The 18,754-nt window shown below is 53.9% G+C and carries 16 protein-coding genes; 12 read left to right on the top strand and 4 right to left on the bottom strand.

The window, feature by feature from the left end:
* Positions 1 to 150: 150 nt before the first annotated feature.
* Positions 151 to 1,866: a DEAD/DEAH box helicase gene (locus tag K7H09_RS19640; RefSeq protein ID WP_009287184.1), complete on the bottom strand. Its 1,716-nt coding sequence runs from the start codon at positions 1,864 to 1,866 to the stop codon at positions 151 to 153.
* A 533-nt stretch (positions 1,867 to 2,399) separates the two neighbouring features.
* Here K7H09_RS19640 and K7H09_RS19635 point away from each other — a divergent pair.
* Both K7H09_RS19635 and K7H09_RS19630 read left to right on the top strand, forming a co-directional pair.
* Positions 2,400 to 2,597: a CsbD family protein gene (locus tag K7H09_RS19635; RefSeq protein WP_027959898.1), complete on the top strand. Its 198-nt coding sequence runs from the start codon at positions 2,400 to 2,402 to the stop codon at positions 2,595 to 2,597.
* A gap of 153 nt (positions 2,598 to 2,750) precedes the next feature.
* Positions 2,751 to 3,245, top strand: coding sequence for a PRC-barrel domain-containing protein (locus K7H09_RS19630; protein ID WP_230805647.1), 495 nt, complete (start codon positions 2,751 to 2,753; stop codon positions 3,243 to 3,245).
* A 138-nt stretch (positions 3,246 to 3,383) separates the two neighbouring features.
* Here the strand turns inward: K7H09_RS19630 and K7H09_RS19625 are convergent, their stop codons facing one another.
* Together K7H09_RS19625 and K7H09_RS19620 are read right to left on the bottom strand one after the other, a co-directional pair.
* Entirely contained in the window at positions 3,384 to 4,376 is a 993-nt protein-coding gene (locus tag K7H09_RS19625) for a glutathione S-transferase family protein (RefSeq protein ID WP_022520660.1), read from the bottom strand.
* 89 nt (positions 4,377 to 4,465) lie between these two features.
* Positions 4,466 to 5,389 carry a LysR family transcriptional regulator gene (locus K7H09_RS19620; protein ID WP_027959901.1) on the bottom strand — a complete coding sequence of 308 codons (924 nt, stop codon included), beginning with the start codon at positions 5,387 to 5,389 and terminating at the stop codon, positions 4,466 to 4,468.
* A 435-nt stretch (positions 5,390 to 5,824) separates the two neighbouring features.
* On the opposite strand from K7H09_RS19620, the gene K7H09_RS19615 reads away from it, so the two are divergent.
* On the top strand, positions 5,825 to 7,522 hold the full coding sequence (locus K7H09_RS19615) for a peptidoglycan DD-metalloendopeptidase family protein (RefSeq protein ID WP_022520662.1): 1,698 nt from the start codon (positions 5,825 to 5,827) through the stop codon (positions 7,520 to 7,522).
* An 85-nt stretch (positions 7,523 to 7,607) separates the two neighbouring features.
* Here the strand turns inward: K7H09_RS19615 and K7H09_RS19610 are convergent, their stop codons facing one another.
* A complete protein-coding gene (locus tag K7H09_RS19610; protein WP_230805645.1) occupies positions 7,608 to 9,242 on the bottom strand; it encodes a L,D-transpeptidase family protein in 1,635 nt (544 codons plus the stop codon).
* A 105-nt stretch (positions 9,243 to 9,347) separates the two neighbouring features.
* Here K7H09_RS19610 and K7H09_RS19605 point away from each other — a divergent pair, with 105 nt between their 5' ends.
* From K7H09_RS19605 to K7H09_RS19565, 9 genes are all read left to right on the top strand, one after another.
* Entirely contained in the window at positions 9,348 to 10,070 is a 723-nt protein-coding gene (locus K7H09_RS19605; protein WP_230805643.1) for a murein L,D-transpeptidase catalytic domain family protein, read from the top strand.
* 170 nt (positions 10,071 to 10,240) lie between these two features.
* A complete protein-coding gene (locus tag K7H09_RS19600) occupies positions 10,241 to 11,365 on the top strand; it encodes a CZB domain-containing protein (RefSeq protein ID WP_022520665.1) in 1,125 nt (374 codons plus the stop codon).
* 103 nt (positions 11,366 to 11,468) lie between these two features.
* Entirely contained in the window at positions 11,469 to 12,488 is a 1,020-nt protein-coding gene (locus K7H09_RS19595) for a patatin-like phospholipase family protein (RefSeq protein ID WP_009287178.1), read from the top strand.
* Positions 12,489 to 12,830: 342 nt separating this feature from the next.
* Positions 12,831 to 14,183, top strand: a complete 1,353-nt coding sequence (locus K7H09_RS19590) for a NarK family nitrate/nitrite MFS transporter (protein WP_230805641.1) — start codon at positions 12,831 to 12,833, stop codon at positions 14,181 to 14,183.
* A gap of 125 nt (positions 14,184 to 14,308) precedes the next feature.
* The gene (locus K7H09_RS19585; protein WP_230805639.1) at positions 14,309 to 15,586 is read left to right on the top strand and encodes a nitrate regulatory protein; all 1,278 of its coding nucleotides are present in this window, start codon (positions 14,309 to 14,311) and stop codon (positions 15,584 to 15,586) included.
* 130 nt (positions 15,587 to 15,716) lie between these two features.
* On the top strand, positions 15,717 to 16,409 hold the full coding sequence (locus K7H09_RS19580) for an SDR family oxidoreductase (protein ID WP_230805637.1): 693 nt from the start codon (positions 15,717 to 15,719) through the stop codon (positions 16,407 to 16,409).
* Positions 16,410 to 16,550: 141 nt separating this feature from the next.
* Complete coding sequence (locus K7H09_RS19575) at positions 16,551 to 17,543, top strand: LLM class flavin-dependent oxidoreductase (protein ID WP_230805635.1); 993 nt, start codon at positions 16,551 to 16,553, stop codon at positions 17,541 to 17,543.
* 23 nt (positions 17,544 to 17,566) lie between these two features.
* Entirely contained in the window at positions 17,567 to 18,061 is a 495-nt protein-coding gene (locus tag K7H09_RS19570; protein ID WP_230805633.1) for a GNAT family N-acetyltransferase, read from the top strand.
* A 256-nt stretch (positions 18,062 to 18,317) separates the two neighbouring features.
* Complete coding sequence (locus K7H09_RS19565; protein WP_230805631.1) at positions 18,318 to 18,740, top strand: Tar ligand binding domain-containing protein; 423 nt, start codon at positions 18,318 to 18,320, stop codon at positions 18,738 to 18,740.
* Positions 18,741 to 18,754 lie beyond the last annotated feature (14 nt).

Raw genomic sequence — 18,754 nt, 5'->3', positions numbered from 1 at the left:
GAATGGTGAATGGTGAATGGTGAATGGTGAATGGTGAATGGTGAATAAGGTAGCAAAAAAACGCCCCCGCACCAGTAACGGTACGAGGGCGTCGAGATCTTCTCAGTTGCCGCTTGGCGGCAGCTGATTAATCCTTACAGTGGTGAAGACTTAGGCGCGTTCGCGACGACGAACCGGCGCATCGCCTTCGTCGCGACGGCGGCGCGGTGCACGCTCTGCCGGTGCGCTGTCTTCGCTGATTTCCAACGGACGACCGGCCACACGGGCACGGGCCATCTTGGTCAGAATCGTCGAGGGCAAGCCGCTCGGCAGTTCGACCACAGAGAAAGCGTTGCGAATATCGATACGACCGATACGCGCGCCTTCAATGCCGCCTTCGTTGGCGAGGGCACCAACTAGTTGGCCAGGCTTGACGCCATCTTTATGACCAACCGATACGCGGTAGCGCGTCATACCTTCAGTTGGTGCACCAGTGCGTTCGCGGCGTGCTCCCGGCTTACCGCCAGACGCTCCATCACGCGAGGGCTTCTCTTTGCGCGGCGCCTGAAGGCGACCGATCGGCGCTTCGTCAGCACGCGCCATAGCGGCAAACGCACAAGTCAGCTCGATCGGGTCATGGCCTTCTTCGATCAGACGCTCAATCAGCGCACGCTGCTCTTCGGCGCCCTTCGTTAAGGAGGCGATAACACGCTGATAGAAGACGTCATCGCGATGGGCACGAATGGCGGCTTCATCAGGTAGCGGCATTTCGGTCATTTTCTGACCGGTTGCCTGCTCCATCCAGCCCACTTTGCGGCCTTCACGGAAGCCAGCAAAGGTAATCGCGATACCGCTACGGCCCGCACGACCGGTACGGCCAATACGGTGCGTATAAGCCTCTGCATCTTGAGGCAGATCGTAGTTGATAACGTGAGTGATACGCGACACGTCAAGACCACGGGCAGCTACATCGGTGGCGATCAGTACGTCGACTTTGCCACGCTTCAAGCGCGTAATAGTGCGCTCACGCAGGCTCTGATCGAGATCACCGGACAGGCCAGCAGCGTTAACGCCACGAGCAGTCAACTGCTCAACGAGCGTGGTACAAGCGGCACGGGTACGTACAAAGACGATGGCCCCATCGACCGGCTCGACTTCAAGAATACGCGAAAGAGCTTCAAGCTTAGCGCCACCGTCAACACGCACAATGCGCTGTTCGATGTTTTCGCCGGTCGTAGTGCCCGACTCAATCGCGACTTTCACTGGGTTAACCAAGTAACGGTTAACGATGCGCTCGATTTCAGTGGGCAGTGTCGCTGAGAAGAACACACGCTGAGCATCTTTCGGGGTATCGGCAACCACGCGTTTTACGTCGTCGATAAAGCCCATGCGCAACATTTCATCAGCTTCGTCCAACACTAGGGCGGAAAGGCCATCAAGCTTCAGGCTGCCGCGATCCAGGTGGTCGATAATCCGGCCGGGGGTACCGACAACCACTTGCGCGCCACGCTTAAGGGCGCCCAGCTGTTCACGGTACTCTTGGCCACCACATAGGGTCGCAACTTCGAGACCTTTCAGGTTTTGGCCATACTTACTAAAAGAGGCAGCTACTTGCTGCGCCAGCTCGCGGGTTGGCGCCATCACCAACACTTGCGGCTCGCGGCGGGTCAGTTCTAAACGTGACAGTAACGGTAATGCAAACGCTGCAGTTTTGCCGGTACCCGTCTGGGCCTGGCCCAGCATATCGCGGCCTTCAAGCAGCGCAGGGATGGTTTGTGCCTGAATCGGTGAAGGAACTAGGTAGCCCTGTGATTCAACAGCAGACAGAACGGCAGGCAAAAGAGCCAGATCGCCGAAGCTCGGCGAGGCGACAGAAGTCGAGGTCATTAATCACACCTTGGTAGGCCGGTAAATACCGGCAAAAAACATCATAAGCGTCTCTGACTCTGTCATCGCACAACGGCATAAAGTGTGGTCGTTGTCGATAACAGGCACCGCCGTAGCGGTTAAAGCCATCAATGGAGTCGGAGACGCCGGTCGCACCTAGCATCCGGTTGGCAAGCACCGCGTTAACGGGCCAACCGTTGTGGCGACCTTCTGCGCCGATTTCACCCGTTTGGTGAAATACTGGAGGCGCGCCATCTACACAGCAATGAACATCTAGCAATTGGCGAGATGTTCCCGCAAGCGACACTACAAATAACTATTAACATCTACTCATTAATAACTATGCAGTTAAACGCTTACCGTCGTGATGGAGGGGTCAACACATGCGAGGAGCGCGCATCCTACCATTGCATTTGGCGTCTGACCAGTACTTTTAACTTACACCACATTGAAACAAGGACTTGCGCTCATGCACATATGGTCTAACCTGAAAAAGTGCCTAATCAAGTTCACTATTCTCAAGGAGCGATGCAATGAACTGGGATCAAATTGAAGGCAAATGGAAAGAGATGAAGGGTAAGGCACGCTCAAGCTGGGGCGAGCTCACCGACGATGAGTTGGATCAGATCGGTGGTAAAAAGGATCAATTGGTAGGCAAGCTTCAGCAGAAGTACGGCCTAGAGCGCGAAGAAGCAGAGCGTCAAGCCGATGACTGGGCTGATAAGCAGTAATAGCATTATAAGCCCCCTTTAATTACACCATTTCCGTTTTGGTAGGTCGGTTTTTTAGCAACACTATGTGTTGGTGGTTCTAGTTACGTTATCCCCCAATACACCTACAAGCACACCGATCTATTATCTATCGTAGCCACATGGAGAGATGCTATGCGTAAGACAATCCTCACAACCGTTATCGGTACCGCCCTTATGGGCAGCGTTGCCATGAGTGCTCACGCGCAGAATGAGCCCCAGGGCATGTATTCTGCCGACGACATTCTTGATGCAGAGGTCTATTTTGCCGGCGGTTCCGGTGAAGAGATTGGTGACGTCGATGACATCCTGTTTGATGAAGAGATGCGCATTACCGCGATTGTGATCGAAAGCGGTTCAGTACTGGGCCTCGGCGGCCGCGAGATCGTTGTTGATACCGACTACTTCACCCTCGAAACCGAAACGGAAACGGACGCCGATGGTGATACAGAACATCGCATTATGGTCGAAGCCAGCCAGGAAGAAGTCGAAGCCTTCCCGGCTTACAATAACGAGTGGTGGGAGCAGACTAAAGCCAACGCTCGCGATGCCTGGCAAACTACCCAAGAGGGCGCTGAAAGCGCTTGGCAGCGTACCCGTGAAGCGTTAGATATCGATGATAATGGCTAACGCTTCCCCATTGTTTTTAATAGCAACGTTTTTAATAGCAACGTTTTTAATAGCAACGAAACGCTAGCAGTAGAATCTCAGCATTAGAAAAAGGGCTGCCCAACTGGGCGGCCCTTTTTGCTAGTTAGCGATACGCATCTATTTACGCCGCACGCCCTGCCCCGGTAAACGCTCCCGGTCGTGAGACCGTTCAAGGTCGAGTAGTGGCCCAGCAGGTACGATTCGCGTTGGGTTAATCGTGTCGTGACTATAATAGTAGTGGCGTTTGATGTGATCCATATTGACGGTCTCCGCCACTCCCGGCCACTGATAGATTTCCCTCACGTAATTGGAAAGATTGGGATAATCTTCAATGCGCTTAAAATTGCATTTGAAGTGGCCATAGTAAACCGCGTCAAACCGGATCAGCGTGGTAAAGAGACGAATATCCGCCTCGGTTAACCACTCCCCCGCCAAGTAACGATGCTCGGCCAAGCGTGCTTCCATACGCTCTAGACCGTCAAACAACGCCTTCACGTGCTTCTCATAAACCGCCTGTTCGGTGGCAAAGCCTGATTTATAAACGCCGTTATTGATGTGGTCGTAAACATCGGCGTTTACGTCATCAATGACACCGCGCAGATCTTCTGGGTAAAAATCCAGGTCGTTGCCGGTCAATTCATCGAACGCACGGTTAAAAATACGTAGCAAGTCTGCAGACTCATTATTAACGATGGCGCTGCGCTGTTTGTCCCATAGCACGGGCACGGTGACACGCCCGGTATAGTGGGGGTCGGTCATGGTATACAGCTGGTGATGGTAGTCGACGCCGTTAACGGGGTCGCCACTGGCACCTTCGTCCTGACGGTACGTCCAGCCTTGGTCGAGCATCAAGGGGCTAACATGGGACGTGCCGATCAACGGCTCTAGCCCTTTCAACTTACGCATAATCAGCGTGCGATGCGCCCAGGGGCAGGCTAGCGAGACATATAAATGATAACGCTCTTTTTCCGCTGGGTAGCAGTCACCGTCAGTCTCCGGATGGCTGCCCACCCAGTCGCGAAGCTGAGCGGACTCACGAACAAATTCGCCGCCGTGTTTTTTAGTGTCATACCACTGGTCTTGCCACTTGCCATTTACCAGTAATCCCATTGGGCGTCTCCTGAAAGTCATTAGAGGTGCTAACAATTACGTTCTTTTCTTCAGCATACGCCCGCTTCAGGAACGCTCAAGCGGATGTTTTACGGCCTTTCATTCGAGTCAGTCGAATCATTCAGCGCGCATTCGCTCACCACGGCCTGTTTCAGTGCGGCGGCCATCGCATGAGCCGCTGGCCCTGCCCGGTCTCGGTCGCGAAAAATCATCTGAATCGGCACTTCACGAATACCGCCCGCGGGTAGTGGCAGCGGCTTTAATTGCCCGCTGTTTAACTCCTCCGCAATTCGTGTTTCCGGCATCCAGGCAAACCCCAAGCCACGCCTTAGCATATCCAGTGAGGTATTGAGGTGGCTGACGGTCCAACGCTGCTCGGCTTTCAACCAGCCAGCATTGGTTGATTGGCGCAGCGCTGAATCACGCACCACCAACTGCCGATACTGGGCTAGATCGCGTAGATCCAACGAGCGGCCCAATTGATGTAGCGCATGCTGGGGATGCGCCACGGCAACAAAGCGCACCGTGACCAACGGCTCGCCCAAGAAGCCCTGTGCCTCAATGCCGGAGACTACCAAGTCTGCGCGGCCATCATAGAGCATCTCAATGCCGCCATTGAGAACACTCTCGTGCAACTGAACGCGCACCTGCGGGTACGTTTCAGAGAATCGCTCTAGCGCTTTAGCTTGAGCAGCAGCGGGAAACACCTGATCGATTGCCACTACCACTTCCGCTTCTAAACCAGCGGCTAGCCGGGTGGCGACATCTTCAAGTGACGCTGCGCTCTCTATTAATTGACGCGCGCGCCGAAGCAGCAGCTCGCCCGCTTCGGTTAACCGTACTTGTCGGCCAATAGGCTCCAGCACCTGCACGCCTAGCTGCTCTTCTAATTTATGAACGGCATGGTTCAGCGTGGAGGGGCTTTTATGTACCGCCTCTGCCGCACGCGCAAATCCACCGTGGTCAACCACGGCGGCCAACATTTGCCATTGTGAAAGTGTTACCCGGGACATTTCGATTTCCTCAACGCAATACAGCGAAACAATGCGCTTAATGTTCGAAAAAACATGGCTAGAATGCCAGGAAACAGCTAACACTTCCGCCCATGCTTACAAAATGCTTGAGATTAACTGCTGGTCGCAGGTAAAAGAGCACGTTATTTCTATCCAGCGGGAAAATATTTGACACAGATTATACTTTAGCTTTTAAAAGCGTAGTTTTCGTCTATAGTTAACACAGATTATTTAGTTAGCACGCTTCACTGGTTACATTTGTTAGCAAACGCTGTTTATAAATAGTAATCTCTGTCTGTTAGTGCTATTTTTGTATTTAATTACGCTTTATGTATAGATATACAGTCTATGCACCCCTGCCTTCATGGGGTATGGTTTCCGGGTTTATTCGCTTAATAGTTACTTTTAATCACGAACTCGGCGGTCCATTTACCCATGTTGCGAATCCTCCATTCGCTGCCCCGTACGCACAAATTATTACTGTTACCCGTGGCCACAATGGTCACCGTGCTGGGCACACAAAAATTATTGACGACATACCAAGATTTAACTCAACTAAACACACCGCTTGAAAGCGTGCTAGTACCGCTCCCAAGCGACTCTACTCCGGGCGTCCCTTCCCTGCATCAAGAACGCACCCCGGTAGCAGATGCGATCGATCGCGCCTCGCGCGCCCTCGACGCGACCCGCGAAAATATCCCCCTCAGTGAACTCACCGCAACCGAGATCGTTGATCTTGACGTCATTGCCAGCGCAGAGGCCGACATGGCGAACCAGCCGGCTTTGGGCGGCGACGTCACGGTACCGAATACCGCAGCACTGGAAAGCGGTGGTCTCGATGACGGTGCGCTGCATATGGCAATTGTGCTAGGCACATTGGCTAGCGGCATGCTGGATAATAATGTAGACAACAGCTCTTCCGTCGAAATTGCCGACGCTACCTCTTATGAGGATTATGGCGTTGAGCTATTCGATGATATCTCCTTTCTGGATTTAGAGCTGGCAGCTGAAGAGCCCTTTGTACCTGAGTGGGAAACCCACATTGTTGAATCCGGCGAAACTTTTGCCGTACTGGCACAAAACGAATTAGGCCTAGGCTATAGCGAAGTGATGGCTCTGCTGGAGGATTTACCTGACCCGCGCATGCTAACCAATTGGCGCGCCGGGCACAGCTTTGATTATCAGCTGGATGAAGATGGGCGCTTATTGTCGCTACGCATGATGAAAAACACCCGTGACGGCATACTGCTGGAGAAGGACGCAGACCACTTCGCCATCACCACGATTGAACGCCAAGGAGAACCTGTTCAGCGCCTCTATGCCGGTAGCGTCAGCGGTAGCTTTGCGCGCTCCGCCCAGGCGACAGGTTTGAACAGCGGCTCGGTAACAGAACTGACGAAACTACTCGAAAAGAAACTCGATTTTCGGCGTGACAGCCGCCGCGGCGATCGTTTCCAGGTACTGGTCGAGTCAGACATGATCGATGGTGAAACTTTAGATTCCCGTGTATTGGCTGTTCATTACAACGGCGAACGCATGGACTTAACCGTTGTGCGTAATGCCAGCGACGATAACTTCTATACACCTGAGGGTGGTAGCCTGGATCCTGCCTTTGCGCGCCACCCGTTTGAAGGCAACTACCGTTTAAGCTCCAGCTTCAATCCGCGCCGTAAGCATCCAGTAACCGGCCGCACTAGCCCGCATAACGGTACCGATTTTGCTATGCCGATTGGCACGCCGGTAACGGCTCCCGCTAACGGTGTTGTGGAACGAGTGAGCAACCATCGCGCCGCAGGACGCTATGTCGTCATCCGTCATGACAATGGCTACCGGACGCGCTACCTGCACCTCTCCCGGCCGCTGGTGAAGCAAGGTGAACGTGTAACAATGGGCGAGCGTATCGCGCTATCAGGCAATACAGGCCGCAGCACCGGCCCTCACCTGCACTACGAAGTCATCGTCAACAACTCACCGGTCAATGCGATGACGGTTCCCCTACCCGAAAACACCAGCTTGAGCGGCGATACGCTTATTGCGTTCCAGAATCAGGCAGCACCCATATTGGCGGCGCTGGAAAGCGGCGAAACAGGCCCGGTTAGCGTGGCTAATTATCGGCAGGAGAGCGACGACTAGCGACCGCTATATAGCTACCGTGTACTCAAACGCAAAACACCGCCACTGGGCGGTGTTTTGCGTTGGCTTACGTATTTTCAACTGTCTAGACTGACCGCTGCAGCGCGGCCAGTAGCGTTGCATCCCGGCGGTAGATATCAGGTCTAAACTCCACCTCGCCTTCGGCATTTGGCCACGCGGTCAAATAATGCAGCGCAATGGGAATACGCTGAGATAAGCTCACATTGCGATCACTCCCTCCTTTTAACAGCGTACTCATTTGATAACGACTGCCGGTGTCTTGCAGCAGCATTTGCGCCAGCTCAGTCACACCTTCAACCCGAATACAGCCTGAACTAAGTGCACGCTGATCACGCCGGAACAATCCACGCGCGGGGGTATCGTGCAAATAGATCATTTCATCGTTGGGAAACCGTACCACGACGTGACCTAGCGGGTTACCTGTACCCGCTACCTGACGCAACATAACGCCGCCAGGACGCTGCCAGTCGATCTCCTCCGCAGCAAGCGGTTCGCCCATGGGGCTAATCACCTGGATGTTTTTACGCGCCAAGTAGTCGATATCGGCACGCACCTGGGGCAACACATCCTCGCGCATGATCGTCGGCGGGATTGTCCAGGAAGGATTAATGGTTAAATGGCTGATCGTAGAGTGGATAATCGGCGTCTCGCGCCGCGGGGTTCCTACCACCACACGGGCGTCCCAGTGCTGGCCGTTAGGGCGCACGTAGTGCATCCGGTAGCCTGCAATATCAACCCATACTCGTGGCTCAGCAGATTGCATCGGACGGATCCACCGCGCGCGCTCTAAATTGACCCGCAGCTGGTCGATTCTCGACGCCACTGAGGTGTTCAACGCCAAGCGAGTTTGTTCGCCCACTACACCATCTTCCTGCAGCAAATGACGGCGCTGGAAACGCCTCACCGCGGCTTCCAGCGGTGCATCAAAGGCACGCCGATTCGACCCGGCTTGTACACCGATTAATGGATAGGCGCTGCTATCCGCCACCTGTAACTCAGCCTCTCCCCATAGTGCCAGGCGCTGGCGCAGCACACTCACATCGTCGGCTTCATCGCCTGGCCGCAACGACTCTTCCCGCGCAGCCAAGTAGGGCACGCTGCCCAGGTTAGCCAGCTGATAATGCTGCTTCAAGGCATCGCGCAGTTGCTGATATTCAGCAGACGAGGGCCGAGCCAGCGCGATCGCGTTATCAAGCGAGCGGTCATCGACGGCATGCACCACACGCAGCAGTGAGTAGCGACGTTCAGGGCGCGGCGCATCCCACTGGGGTTCGACATCGCGCGGGTTCACCTTACCGCGCTCTAAATGATCCAGCGCCAGCAGCAACGCTCGAGTTGCTTTAATATCAAACGACGCCTGAGCGGCTTGACTGCTTGCCTGACTGCGCTGGAACTCATCAATCAGTGTATCAGCGTGGTAATCCTCGGGTGTTAGACCATCGGTTTCCAAGCTATTCAACGCAGCCACCAGTGACTCAACCGCCACGGCTGCCTGCCAGGCGGGCTGCCCATCACGCAGTTGATAAAACTCAGTAACGGGTAGCCGCTGCGCCTCAACCGCGCTTAATTGCTGGGCTAACGCCTGTTGTAACGGCGCTGAATCCGCATTCGCATAGCTAATGCCTAAAGGGCTGTGGGTAAGCGTGAGACAAAGAGCGACCCCTATCGCCCATTGTCTTAGTGGCTGTATCTCGTTCATCGCCCTCTCCTTGCGTTATTATAGTCTTCCACATCGCCGACCCTGTTTTTTATATTAGTCGGCTAATCTTTATAATGACTTATATTGCTCGTAGGATCGACTTTTATGGCTCTTCGTTTAAATGTTGCCACGTTATTATTTTCTCTCCCTTTTACATTATTTACATTACCGCTCCACGCTGCCAGTTTCTTCGCCCAAGTTGATTCAACGCCACCTCGCGGCATACTGCCTTTACACCATCAGTTGCTGCAGCTCGCCCCCCAGGCCTCGCCCGATGCGCTGCGTTTAGCCGCCCAAGCGCTTAACTGCGCCGAGCCTAATGCCGAGCGCTTGGCAGTGATCGATTACTCGCTGCCATCTACCGAGCCGCGCTTGTGGGTATTTGATTTGCTCCAGCATAAGCTACTCTTCGAAGAGCTGGTCTCCCACGGCCAGGGGTCTGGCGACGCCCAAGCAGAGACGTTTTCCAATACCCCCGATAGCCATCAATCCAGCATTGGCCTATTTCGCACTATGAACAGCTACTATGGGCGCAACGGCTATTCACTGCGCCTGGAGGGTCTGGAACCCAACGTCAATGACTTGGCGTTTGAGCGCGCTATTGTGATCCACGGCGCGGACTATGTAAGCGACGCCTTTATCAACCAAACGGGGCGGCTCGGGCGCAGCCATGGCTGCCCAGCGGTACGCGAAGACGTCACTTACCCGCTGATCGACAGTCTAAAAGAGGATCAGTATGTGTTCGCTTATTATCCCGATGCCGAGTGGCTGGCCACCTCCGCGTTTTTAGGCTGCACGGCCACCGCCGCACAGCTAGCCCGGCGCTAATGTTACCCAGACTCTTAATGAGGGGAACGTTAACAACCTCAGTCTTACAGGCAATCAGTAGCTGAATTTTATCATTTTCGGCCGCTAAATCAGGCGCACAAGGGAACCCTCTGCAATACTTTGTGACAAATTAACACAAAATATTGCTATCTGCCGTAGGTGTCTCTGCCATGTTCACCTTTATGCACCCGTACCAAAAAATTCGCCGCCTGGAACAGGAAGTTGCCGAGTTACGCACTCAGCTTGACGCTGCTACCCCCTCCCCCAGTTGTCGATTATTGAGCCTGATGAAACCGGCACAATCCATCGGCATGCTGCAGGCAAGAGGCGCGGATATGCTGGCTTCTCTCAATAGTGGCATACAGGAGTACGCGGATCAGCTTGCCGGCGAGCGGGCCACCCTAACGGAAACGGTTAATTTAATTGCCACCGCTGAACAGGCGGTCAGTAGCCTTGACCAACGCTGCCACGACACTGAACGTACCGAAGCGTTACCCCCATTAGTGTTAGCTAAAACTCTGCACGCCTTAAGCCAGCTACAGGTCGCTCTCGCCCGTAGTGCAGGCCACGCCCAGGCGTTAGCGGTAAGTACGGCCCTCGAAACGGCCCATAGCCAAGGTCTGCTTGGCAGCACCGATGCCGCTAGCCAGCAATCTCCAGGATTGGCAGCCATTGCAGACGATGTCCACCGCTTAGCGTTGACTATGCACAGCTTGAGCCATCAGCTCAGCCTACTGATGGAGCAAATTAATAGCCAGGTAAGAGAACACTCGCAGGCCGTAGTGAAAAAACGTCTGGCCGACGAGGAGATTACCCATTCCGCGCAAGCAGCTAAGCAGGCAGTGCATCAGCTTGCTGACCAAGCTCAGCATATGCACAAGGTGATTCATCACAATGCCACCGCTGCGTTTTTACACTCCGCGAAGCTTGATCATGCGGTGTGGAAGTGTCGGCTTTATAAGCAGCTCCTCTCTGCCAACACAGACACTCCCCTAGAAGACCATCACCAATGCCGTTTAGGGCGCTGGCATCAACATGGAGAAGGTCACCAACGTTACGCCCGCACTGAGGCCTATCGAGCGCTGGCGGCACCCCATCGCCGTATGCATGACAGTGGCGCGGAAGCACTTAAGTTTGCCCGCCTGGGCGACCGCAATGGTCAACTGGCCGCCTTGGGAGTCATGGAAGAAGCCAGCCAGCAGCTCGCCCTGCAGTTGGACAACCTCATGGAGCACGCCATGTATGAGGCGCCCTATTCAACCAATCATCACTCACCGCTTGCGGGCGCACCTTAAATAGCCGTTGTACGCTAAATAGCCTTTCGTCTTATCTAGCCGCCTATGCCATGCTGGTTGCAATAAAACCACTTTCCTCACCAGCAGCAATGGGAAAAAGCATATGGCACAGGTCAAAAAGCTAGATCTCGCGTTACAAGGCGGTGGCGCCCACGGGGCTTATACCTGGGGTGTCATTGATCGCCTACTGGCAGATGACCGCATTGAGATTGAGGGCATCAGCGGCACCAGCGCCGGGGCAATGAATGGCGTGGTAATGGCCGATGCGCTCACAAGAGGCGATAAAGAGACCGCTCGGCAAGCACTGCACGACTTTTGGCAAGCGGTGAGTCGCGCGGGTATGGCCAGCCCCATCCGCCGCTCTCCCTTGGACATATTGACCGGCAACTGGAGCCTGGATCACTCGCCCGGTTTTATTGCGATGGACCTATTAAGCCGTGTGGCCTCCCCCTACCAACTCAACCCACTCAATATAAATCCGCTGCGCGATATCGTGGCCGAACATATTGATTTCGAGCGGGTTAGGCAATGCCAACAGCTTAAGCTGTTTGTCGCGGCCACTAACGTACGCACGGGTAAACAGCGGGTGTTCCGCCGTGAAGAGATGAGCGTTGACGCGGTGATGGCCTCCGCTTGCTTGCCCTTTATATTCCAAGCAGTGGAGATCGACGGCGAAGCGTATTGGGATGGTGGCTACATGGGTAACCCCGCCCTGTTTCCTCTCATGGAGGAGTGCAGCGCACGGGATATTCTGCTGATACAAATCAACCCAATCAGCCGTAACGAAGTCCCCACCTCGGCATCGGCCATTATGAATCGCCTCAACGAGATCACCTTTAACTCAGCACTGATTAAAGAGATCCGTATGATTGCGCTGCTTAAGCATACCCTCGATGAGCAAGGCATTGAAAACTGCTACCAGCAGGCGTTGTTCCACCGCATTAGCGGCGAGCAGGCACTTGAGGGCCTCTCCGTCTCCAGCAAATCCAATTCTGAGTGGCCTTTTCTATGCCATCTTTTCGAGCAGGGACAAGCTGCCGCTGAACGTTGGTTAAGCGAACACTTTGAAGCGATTGGTAGCCACTCCACACTGGATATTGATGCCGTCTATTTACATGAATAATGGCTGCACGTTCAGTCCGCCCATTGCACCCTTCTAGCACCAAGATGCCGCAAAATCGGCGTTGCATGCCCAATCATGCAGCATAGACTTGATCACTCATCTCTAACACGCACAACAAAAATAAATTAAGATATTGATTTTTAGCAATAAATATTCAACTGGCAAACTACCTGCATAACTCCTACCAGTGGTGGTAGGCGTGGACCAGGCCCAGTCGGGTACGAGTGCGTCGAACCTGACCTTCAACGGTGAAGGCATGTTCTCGTCAATTGTTTGCGTAACGCGCTAACTTGTTTGCGTTGCGTAGCGACTAACTCGTTTTATGCCCCGTGAGGCCATCCCATGGACATACGCAACAAAGCCAACCGCATTCGGCTGCTTAACTTCTCGACTCCTCAGATGCGCGCTTTCCACTTTTCATGGTTCGCGTTTCATATCTGTTTCTTCGGCTGGTTCGGCATCGCCCCTCTTATGGCGATTGTTCGAGAAGACCTTTCACTGACTCAAACACAAATCGGCAATACGATTATCGCTTCGGTAGCGATTACGGTCATTGTGCGCCTTGCAATTGGCGTACTGTGTGACCGCATCGGCCCGCGTAAAACCTATACCGGGTTACTGATATTAGGCGCTATTCCGGTGATGGGCATTGGCTTGGCCGATAGCTTTGAAACCTTTCTATTGGCGCGCTTAGCCATTGGGGCCATTGGCGCCTCCTTCGTGATTACCCAGTACCACACCTCGATGATGTTCGCCCCCAATGTGGTCGGCACTGCCAACGCTACTAGCGCAGGTTGGGGAAACCTGGGTGGTGGCACCACGCAGATACTGATGCCACTAATCTTCTCGGGCATGCTGATGCTGGGCGTTAACGAAGCCTTTGGCTGGCGTTTAGCGATGATGGTGCCTGGTGTAGTGATGTTCTTTACCGGCATTGGCTACTGGTTCTTTACCCAGGATGCCCCCAACGGCAACTTCAGCGACCTGCGCGCACGCGGCGAATTGCCTGAAGCTTCAGGTGAAAATGGTGCCGCGCAAAGCTTTCTAGCCGCCGCCAAGGATATTCGTGTTTGGGCGCTGTTCGTTGTCTATGGCCTCTGCTTTGGCGTGGAACTGACGATCAACAATATTGCCGCCATCTACTTCTTTGATAAGTTTGAGCTTACCCTGGCCACCGCGGGTCTGATTGCCGGTCTGTTTGGTTTAATGAATATTTTTGCGCGTACTTTAGGCGGCGTCTTCTCGGATCTTTTCGCTAAGCAAGGGGGCTTGAAAGGACGTGTTCGCTGGCTGTTTATTGCCTTGGTTTGCGAAGGTATTGCGTTGGTAGCGTTTTCGCAGATGCACGTATTAAGCCTAGCGATAGGTATCATGCTGGTGTTCAGCCTGTTTGTGCAGATGGCGGAAGGCGCTACTTTTGGCGTGGTGCCGTTTATCAACAAAAAGGCGCTGGGTGCCGTGGCGGGCATAGTCGGCGCTGGCGGTAACGTGGGCGCGGTAGGCGCTGCCTTTCTGTTCCGCAGCGAAAGCCTGACCTATCAGCAAGGCCTGTTCTATTTAGGCCTCACTGTACTGATCCTGGCTTCATGTGTGTTGGTGGTACGCTTTAGCGATGCTACCGAAGCAGAAGAGGCCAAAGCGTATAGCGACGCAGTAGGTGATGATGTAGGCGCGGGCGCTCTGTCGTTACGCTAAGCGCTTTCCAGTACACTCATACTTCCATAACGTTCCTGTTCACTCCCATACGCTTCGGCATGGTATGGGAGAATAACGGTATGGGAGTGTTCACATTTAGGCGGCGAGTCACCAAGGAAATTTCTATGTCTTCAGCGCAGCAACTGCTCTTAACCGCCATCCGTTGCGATATCGACAACCTTACCCACCTTGCCACCACCGCCGATATTGTCGGCGACATCAGCCGCTTCATTCATATGCTCCAGCGTGAACGGGGCGCATCGACGATTTACCTTGTTTCCCAGGGGCAGCGCTTCAAAACCCGCCGCGACACCTACCGGCAACACAGTCAGCAGGCCGAAACACTAATGCGCCAACGGCTGGAAGCGCTCAGTGAGGAGGCCCGCCCCCAGGCCGCCGCGCGCTTACTGCGCCGGATTGCCGCCGTCTGGTACGCGCTTGACGAACTTGGCGCGCTTCGCCAGGCCATTGATACCTTTGCTATCACCCCCGATGCAGCGACCCAGGCGTTTAACCAGTTGACCAGTGGCCTACTAGCCATTGTGTTTGAGGCTGCAGATACCTCTATCGATCCCGATATTACCCGCACGCTAGTAGCGATTTTCCACTTAATGCAAGGCAAAGAGCTGGCGGGCCAGGAGCGCGCCTGCGGCGCCTTTGGCTTTACCCATGGCCACTTCGACGAGCCTCACCGTGCCCTGCTAAACCAACTAATGTCGGATCAACAGCGCTGCTTCGACACCTTTGTAGAGTTTGCGACACCCGAAGCGCAGCAGGCATGGCAGAAGGAGCTTTCACCGCGAACGCTGTCGGGTATTTGCCATCTGCGCGATATCGCCTGCCAGCGCTCGTCGGCAAAACAATCACCACCCAAAGAGACACCCGATAAGCTGGGTGAAACCTGGTATGAACTCACCACGCTGCGCATCGACTCAATGAAAACGGTTGAAGATGCGCTGATTGAACAACTGAGCATGCTCTGCCACCGCAAAATCGGCCAGGCTGAGGAGGCTTTAGAAAAAGCCAAGGCACAGCCCTGCCACCCTACACCCGCCCCCTGCGAGCAGCTGTTGGCGCTGAATGGAGCGCAACCATTAGGTGACCTGACCACCAACGCTCTCACCTCCCCCCTGGGCCGCTCGCTGATCGAGCTCACCCAAGCCCAGGCCAGCCGCTTACAAGGGCTCAGCGATGAGCTTGAAAATACCCGCAAAGCGCTACGAGAACGCAAACTGATTGAACGCGCCAAAGGTCTCATCATGGCCCACCAGGAGATGAACGAAGAGGAGGCCTACCGCTTTCTGCGGAAAACCTCAATGGATCAAAGCAAAAGCATGGCAGATATGGCTCAAGCGATACTGGATCTCTCAGCGATGCTAAAACGCAACGATGCTAAAACATAAAGTAGATGGGCTCCTCGTTAGCAGTCAGTTAGCAGCACAATACCAAGCTGCTTAAGCCTATATTTGCAGGATGCTGTCACCTTAGCCATGCTAAAAGCTCACTTGACTGACCAAGCAAGGAGCGCACCCCATGCAACACCGCGTGCTATTAATTACCGGCGCATCTAGCGGCATCGGTGCGGCCACCGCTCGCGCAGCTGCACGTGAAGGCTATAAGTTAGTACTCGCTGCACGTTCTAGCGACAAGCTCACCGCACTGGCGCAAGAGCTGGGGCCGGAAAACGTACTGACCTGTGAGCTGGACGTGACTAACATGAAACAGCAGCAGGCAATGGTTGAGCAGGCGCTGGAAACCTTTGGCCGCCTGGATGGCGTCTTTGCCAACGCTGGCCGTGGCGGTTCACCCGGCGGCTTTAGTGAAGCCGACCACGACGCATGGCGTGAGATGATTCTCACCAATATCTATGGAGTGGGCCTCACTATTCAAGCCTGTTTGCCCGCCCTTAAACGCAGCAAAGGCCATGTATTGCTCACCGGCTCAGCCGCAGGCCGCACGACTATTCCAGGCTCGATGTATAGCGCGACCAAGTGGGCGGTCACCGGAATTGGCTACAACTTACGTGAAGAGTTACGTGGCACCGGCATGCGTGTGACGCTAATTGAACCTGGAATGGTCGACACCCCCTTTTTTGATGAGCCGCCAACTCATGCCTTAGAAGATCGCGATATCGCCAATGCGGTAATTTACGCACTAGCGCAACCTGCCCATGTAGATGTGAATGAAATTCTTATTCGCCCCACTCCACCTTTAAGTGAGGAGTGAGGAGCCAACGAACCTGTATATCCGCCACCTGGATAGTCGACACCTTGCAATTCATCTGCAATGGCCGCATAACGTGTAATTACCAAGCGCGCTAAGTAATTTTTCACCCGACGCGCCCACGAATTAATTTGCAGGTGATCCATGAGCCAACTCGCTTCCACGGCACTTTCCGTTCTTGATCTGGCACCCATTCGCCAGGGCGGCAGTGCCGCAGAGACCTTTCGCGATAGTGTTGCCCTGGCGCAATTAACCGAGCGGCTAGGCTATACCCGTTACTGGCTTGCCGAGCACCACAATATTGCCGGTATCGCCAGTGCCGCAACCGCCGTGTTGATTGGTCATATAGCCGGGCAAACGTCCACCATCCGCGTGGGTAGCGGCGGCATTATGCTGCCTAACCATCCACCGCTGGTGATTGCCGAGCAGTTCGGCACACTGGAAACGCTCTACCCTGGCCGTATTGATCTGGGATTAGGCCGTGCGCCTGGCTCGGATGGTGCCACCATGCAGGCTATGCGCCGCAACGCCCACGCCGGGGTCGATGATTTTCCACAACTGCTGAATGAGCTGCGCAGCTACTTAGCCGATGCAGAGCCCCAGCAGCGAGTGAAAGCGGTGCCTGGCCAAGGTACCCATGTGCCTATTTGGTTGCTGGGTTCCAGCGGTTACAGCGCGCAGTTGGCAGCCAAACTGGGCTTACCCTTCGCGTTTGCGGCTCAGTTCGCGCCGGGCTATTTATTTGAAGCGCTGCGTTTGTACCGTGATAACTTCCGCCCTTCGGAGCACCTGGATAAGCCCCATGCGATGGTCGGCCTTCCCGTGATGGCCGCAGAGAGTGACGCGTTGGCTCACTACTTGGCCACAACAGCACAGCAGAAGTTTTTAAACCTTATTCGCGGCAAGCCGACTCAGTCACAACCGCCGGTTGAGCAGTTGGATTGGTCGCCGATGGAACAGGCCCAAGTCAGCCAATTTTTAGGCGCGGCGATTATTGGTGGGCCCGAGACGGTTAAAGCCGAGCTTGAGGAATTCCAAACACGCACTGGTGCCGATGAACTAATGATTAATAGCGATTTTTACAACCACGCCGACCGTCTACGCAGCTACGAGATTGTGGCTGAGGTCGCCCGATAAGCGCTTAGCTGCACAGGATAGTTATGACCACACTCGCTTTCTCTCCAATAACGGATGACGATTTTGCTGCTTTCTGGCCCACCTTCCAAGCCATTGTTGCAGCGCAAGAGACCTATGCGCTTGATCCCGATATCAGTTTTGAAGCTGCCCGTCAGTTATGGTGTAAAACGCCTAACGCCAGTGTGGTTGCCAAAGATGAAAACGGACAAGTGCTGGGCGCTTACTACTTAAAAACCAACGCGGCTGGCCCCGGCGATCATATATGTAACTGTGGTTATATGGTGACCCCCGCCGCACGGGGCAAAGGCGTAGCGCGAGCCATGTGTGAGCACTCCCAGCAACAGGCCCGGGAACTAGGGTTTCTGGCCATGCAGTACAACGCCGTGGTGGCCACCAATGAGGTGGCTGTCGCGTTATGGCAGAAGCTTGGGTTTAGTATTGTGGGTACCGTTCCTAACGCCTACCGCCATGCGCGCTTCGGTTTTGTCGATACGCATGTGATGCATAAGACGCTTTAACAATCATCCATTTACCAAAGGGTTCTTTACCAGACGACTATTTACTAAGCAACTCTTTATCAAACAATTATTTTCCAAACAACTCTCAAACAAGTTTAAAAAAACATTTAATTATACGGATTTATTATGATTTAGCATTTAACAATATAGAAAACTAACACCAACTTAATCAAATTATTATTTTAACGGAAAATTGATACCTTTTAAAACTCCTCATGCACCAATTCAGGTGCGGGGAGTATTAGGAGAAGTATCAATGCAAAACATATCAGTTAAGAGAGTGATTGCTGGCGCACTGATTGTGCTTTTAGCCATGCTTATCATTTTGGGTAGCATGGGTGTCATGGCAGAACGCGAAGGTGCACAGCTGCTGGCAGAAATTAATGAAATCAGTGCTCAACAAGCGAGTGCTGCTAACCGTGCAGAAACCAATCTAATGGAAGTGCGGGTCAGGCTAGAGCGCATGTCACAGCACTACCGCAATGGCAACGAAAATTACGCTGAGCGGGCGCTGGGAGAAGCATTGGAGAGTTTGGAGAAATCTGACCAGCGTATTGCGGAACTCACTCGCCTTGAACTCCCGGTTGATTCCGAGCGTCGCCCACTAGTCGATGCAATTGTCGATAGTTACCACCTTATTGTCACTGACGCCTTAAGAAGTGATTTAGGGAAGGTCTGAATAACTGCCGATAT

The sequence above is a fragment of the Halomonas sp. IOP_14 genome (assembly GCF_021021315.1).
Classification (GTDB): Bacteria; Pseudomonadota; Gammaproteobacteria; order Pseudomonadales; family Halomonadaceae; genus Vreelandella; species Vreelandella titanicae.
The sequence above is the reverse complement of the archived record's forward strand: the minus strand, read 5'-3'. Positions and strand labels throughout refer to the sequence as shown.

Coding starts and splice junctions, on each gene's coding strand:
- K7H09_RS19640 (WP_009287184.1), bottom strand. CDS start 1,866: ATGACCTCGACTTCTGTCGCCTCGCCGAGCTTCGGCGATCTGGCTCTT.
- K7H09_RS19635 (WP_027959898.1), top strand. CDS start 2,400: ATGAACTGGGATCAAATTGAAGGCAAATGGAAAGAGATGAAGGGTAAG.
- K7H09_RS19630 (WP_230805647.1), top strand. CDS start 2,751: ATGCGTAAGACAATCCTCACAACCGTTATCGGTACCGCCCTTATGGGC.
- K7H09_RS19625 (WP_022520660.1), bottom strand. CDS start 4,376: ATGGGATTACTGGTAAATGGCAAGTGGCAAGACCAGTGGTATGACACT.
- K7H09_RS19620 (WP_027959901.1), bottom strand. CDS start 5,389: ATGTCCCGGGTAACACTTTCACAATGGCAAATGTTGGCCGCCGTGGTT.
- K7H09_RS19615 (WP_022520662.1), top strand. CDS start 5,825: ATGTTGCGAATCCTCCATTCGCTGCCCCGTACGCACAAATTATTACTG.
- K7H09_RS19610 (WP_230805645.1), bottom strand. CDS start 9,242: ATGAACGAGATACAGCCACTAAGACAATGGGCGATAGGGGTCGCTCTT.
- K7H09_RS19605 (WP_230805643.1), top strand. CDS start 9,348: ATGGCTCTTCGTTTAAATGTTGCCACGTTATTATTTTCTCTCCCTTTT.
- K7H09_RS19600 (WP_022520665.1), top strand. CDS start 10,241: ATGTTCACCTTTATGCACCCGTACCAAAAAATTCGCCGCCTGGAACAG.
- K7H09_RS19595 (WP_009287178.1), top strand. CDS start 11,469: ATGGCACAGGTCAAAAAGCTAGATCTCGCGTTACAAGGCGGTGGCGCC.
- K7H09_RS19590 (WP_230805641.1), top strand. CDS start 12,831: ATGGACATACGCAACAAAGCCAACCGCATTCGGCTGCTTAACTTCTCG.
- K7H09_RS19585 (WP_230805639.1), top strand. CDS start 14,309: ATGTCTTCAGCGCAGCAACTGCTCTTAACCGCCATCCGTTGCGATATC.
- K7H09_RS19580 (WP_230805637.1), top strand. CDS start 15,717: ATGCAACACCGCGTGCTATTAATTACCGGCGCATCTAGCGGCATCGGT.
- K7H09_RS19575 (WP_230805635.1), top strand. CDS start 16,551: ATGAGCCAACTCGCTTCCACGGCACTTTCCGTTCTTGATCTGGCACCC.
- K7H09_RS19570 (WP_230805633.1), top strand. CDS start 17,567: ATGACCACACTCGCTTTCTCTCCAATAACGGATGACGATTTTGCTGCT.
- K7H09_RS19565 (WP_230805631.1), top strand. CDS start 18,318: ATGCAAAACATATCAGTTAAGAGAGTGATTGCTGGCGCACTGATTGTG.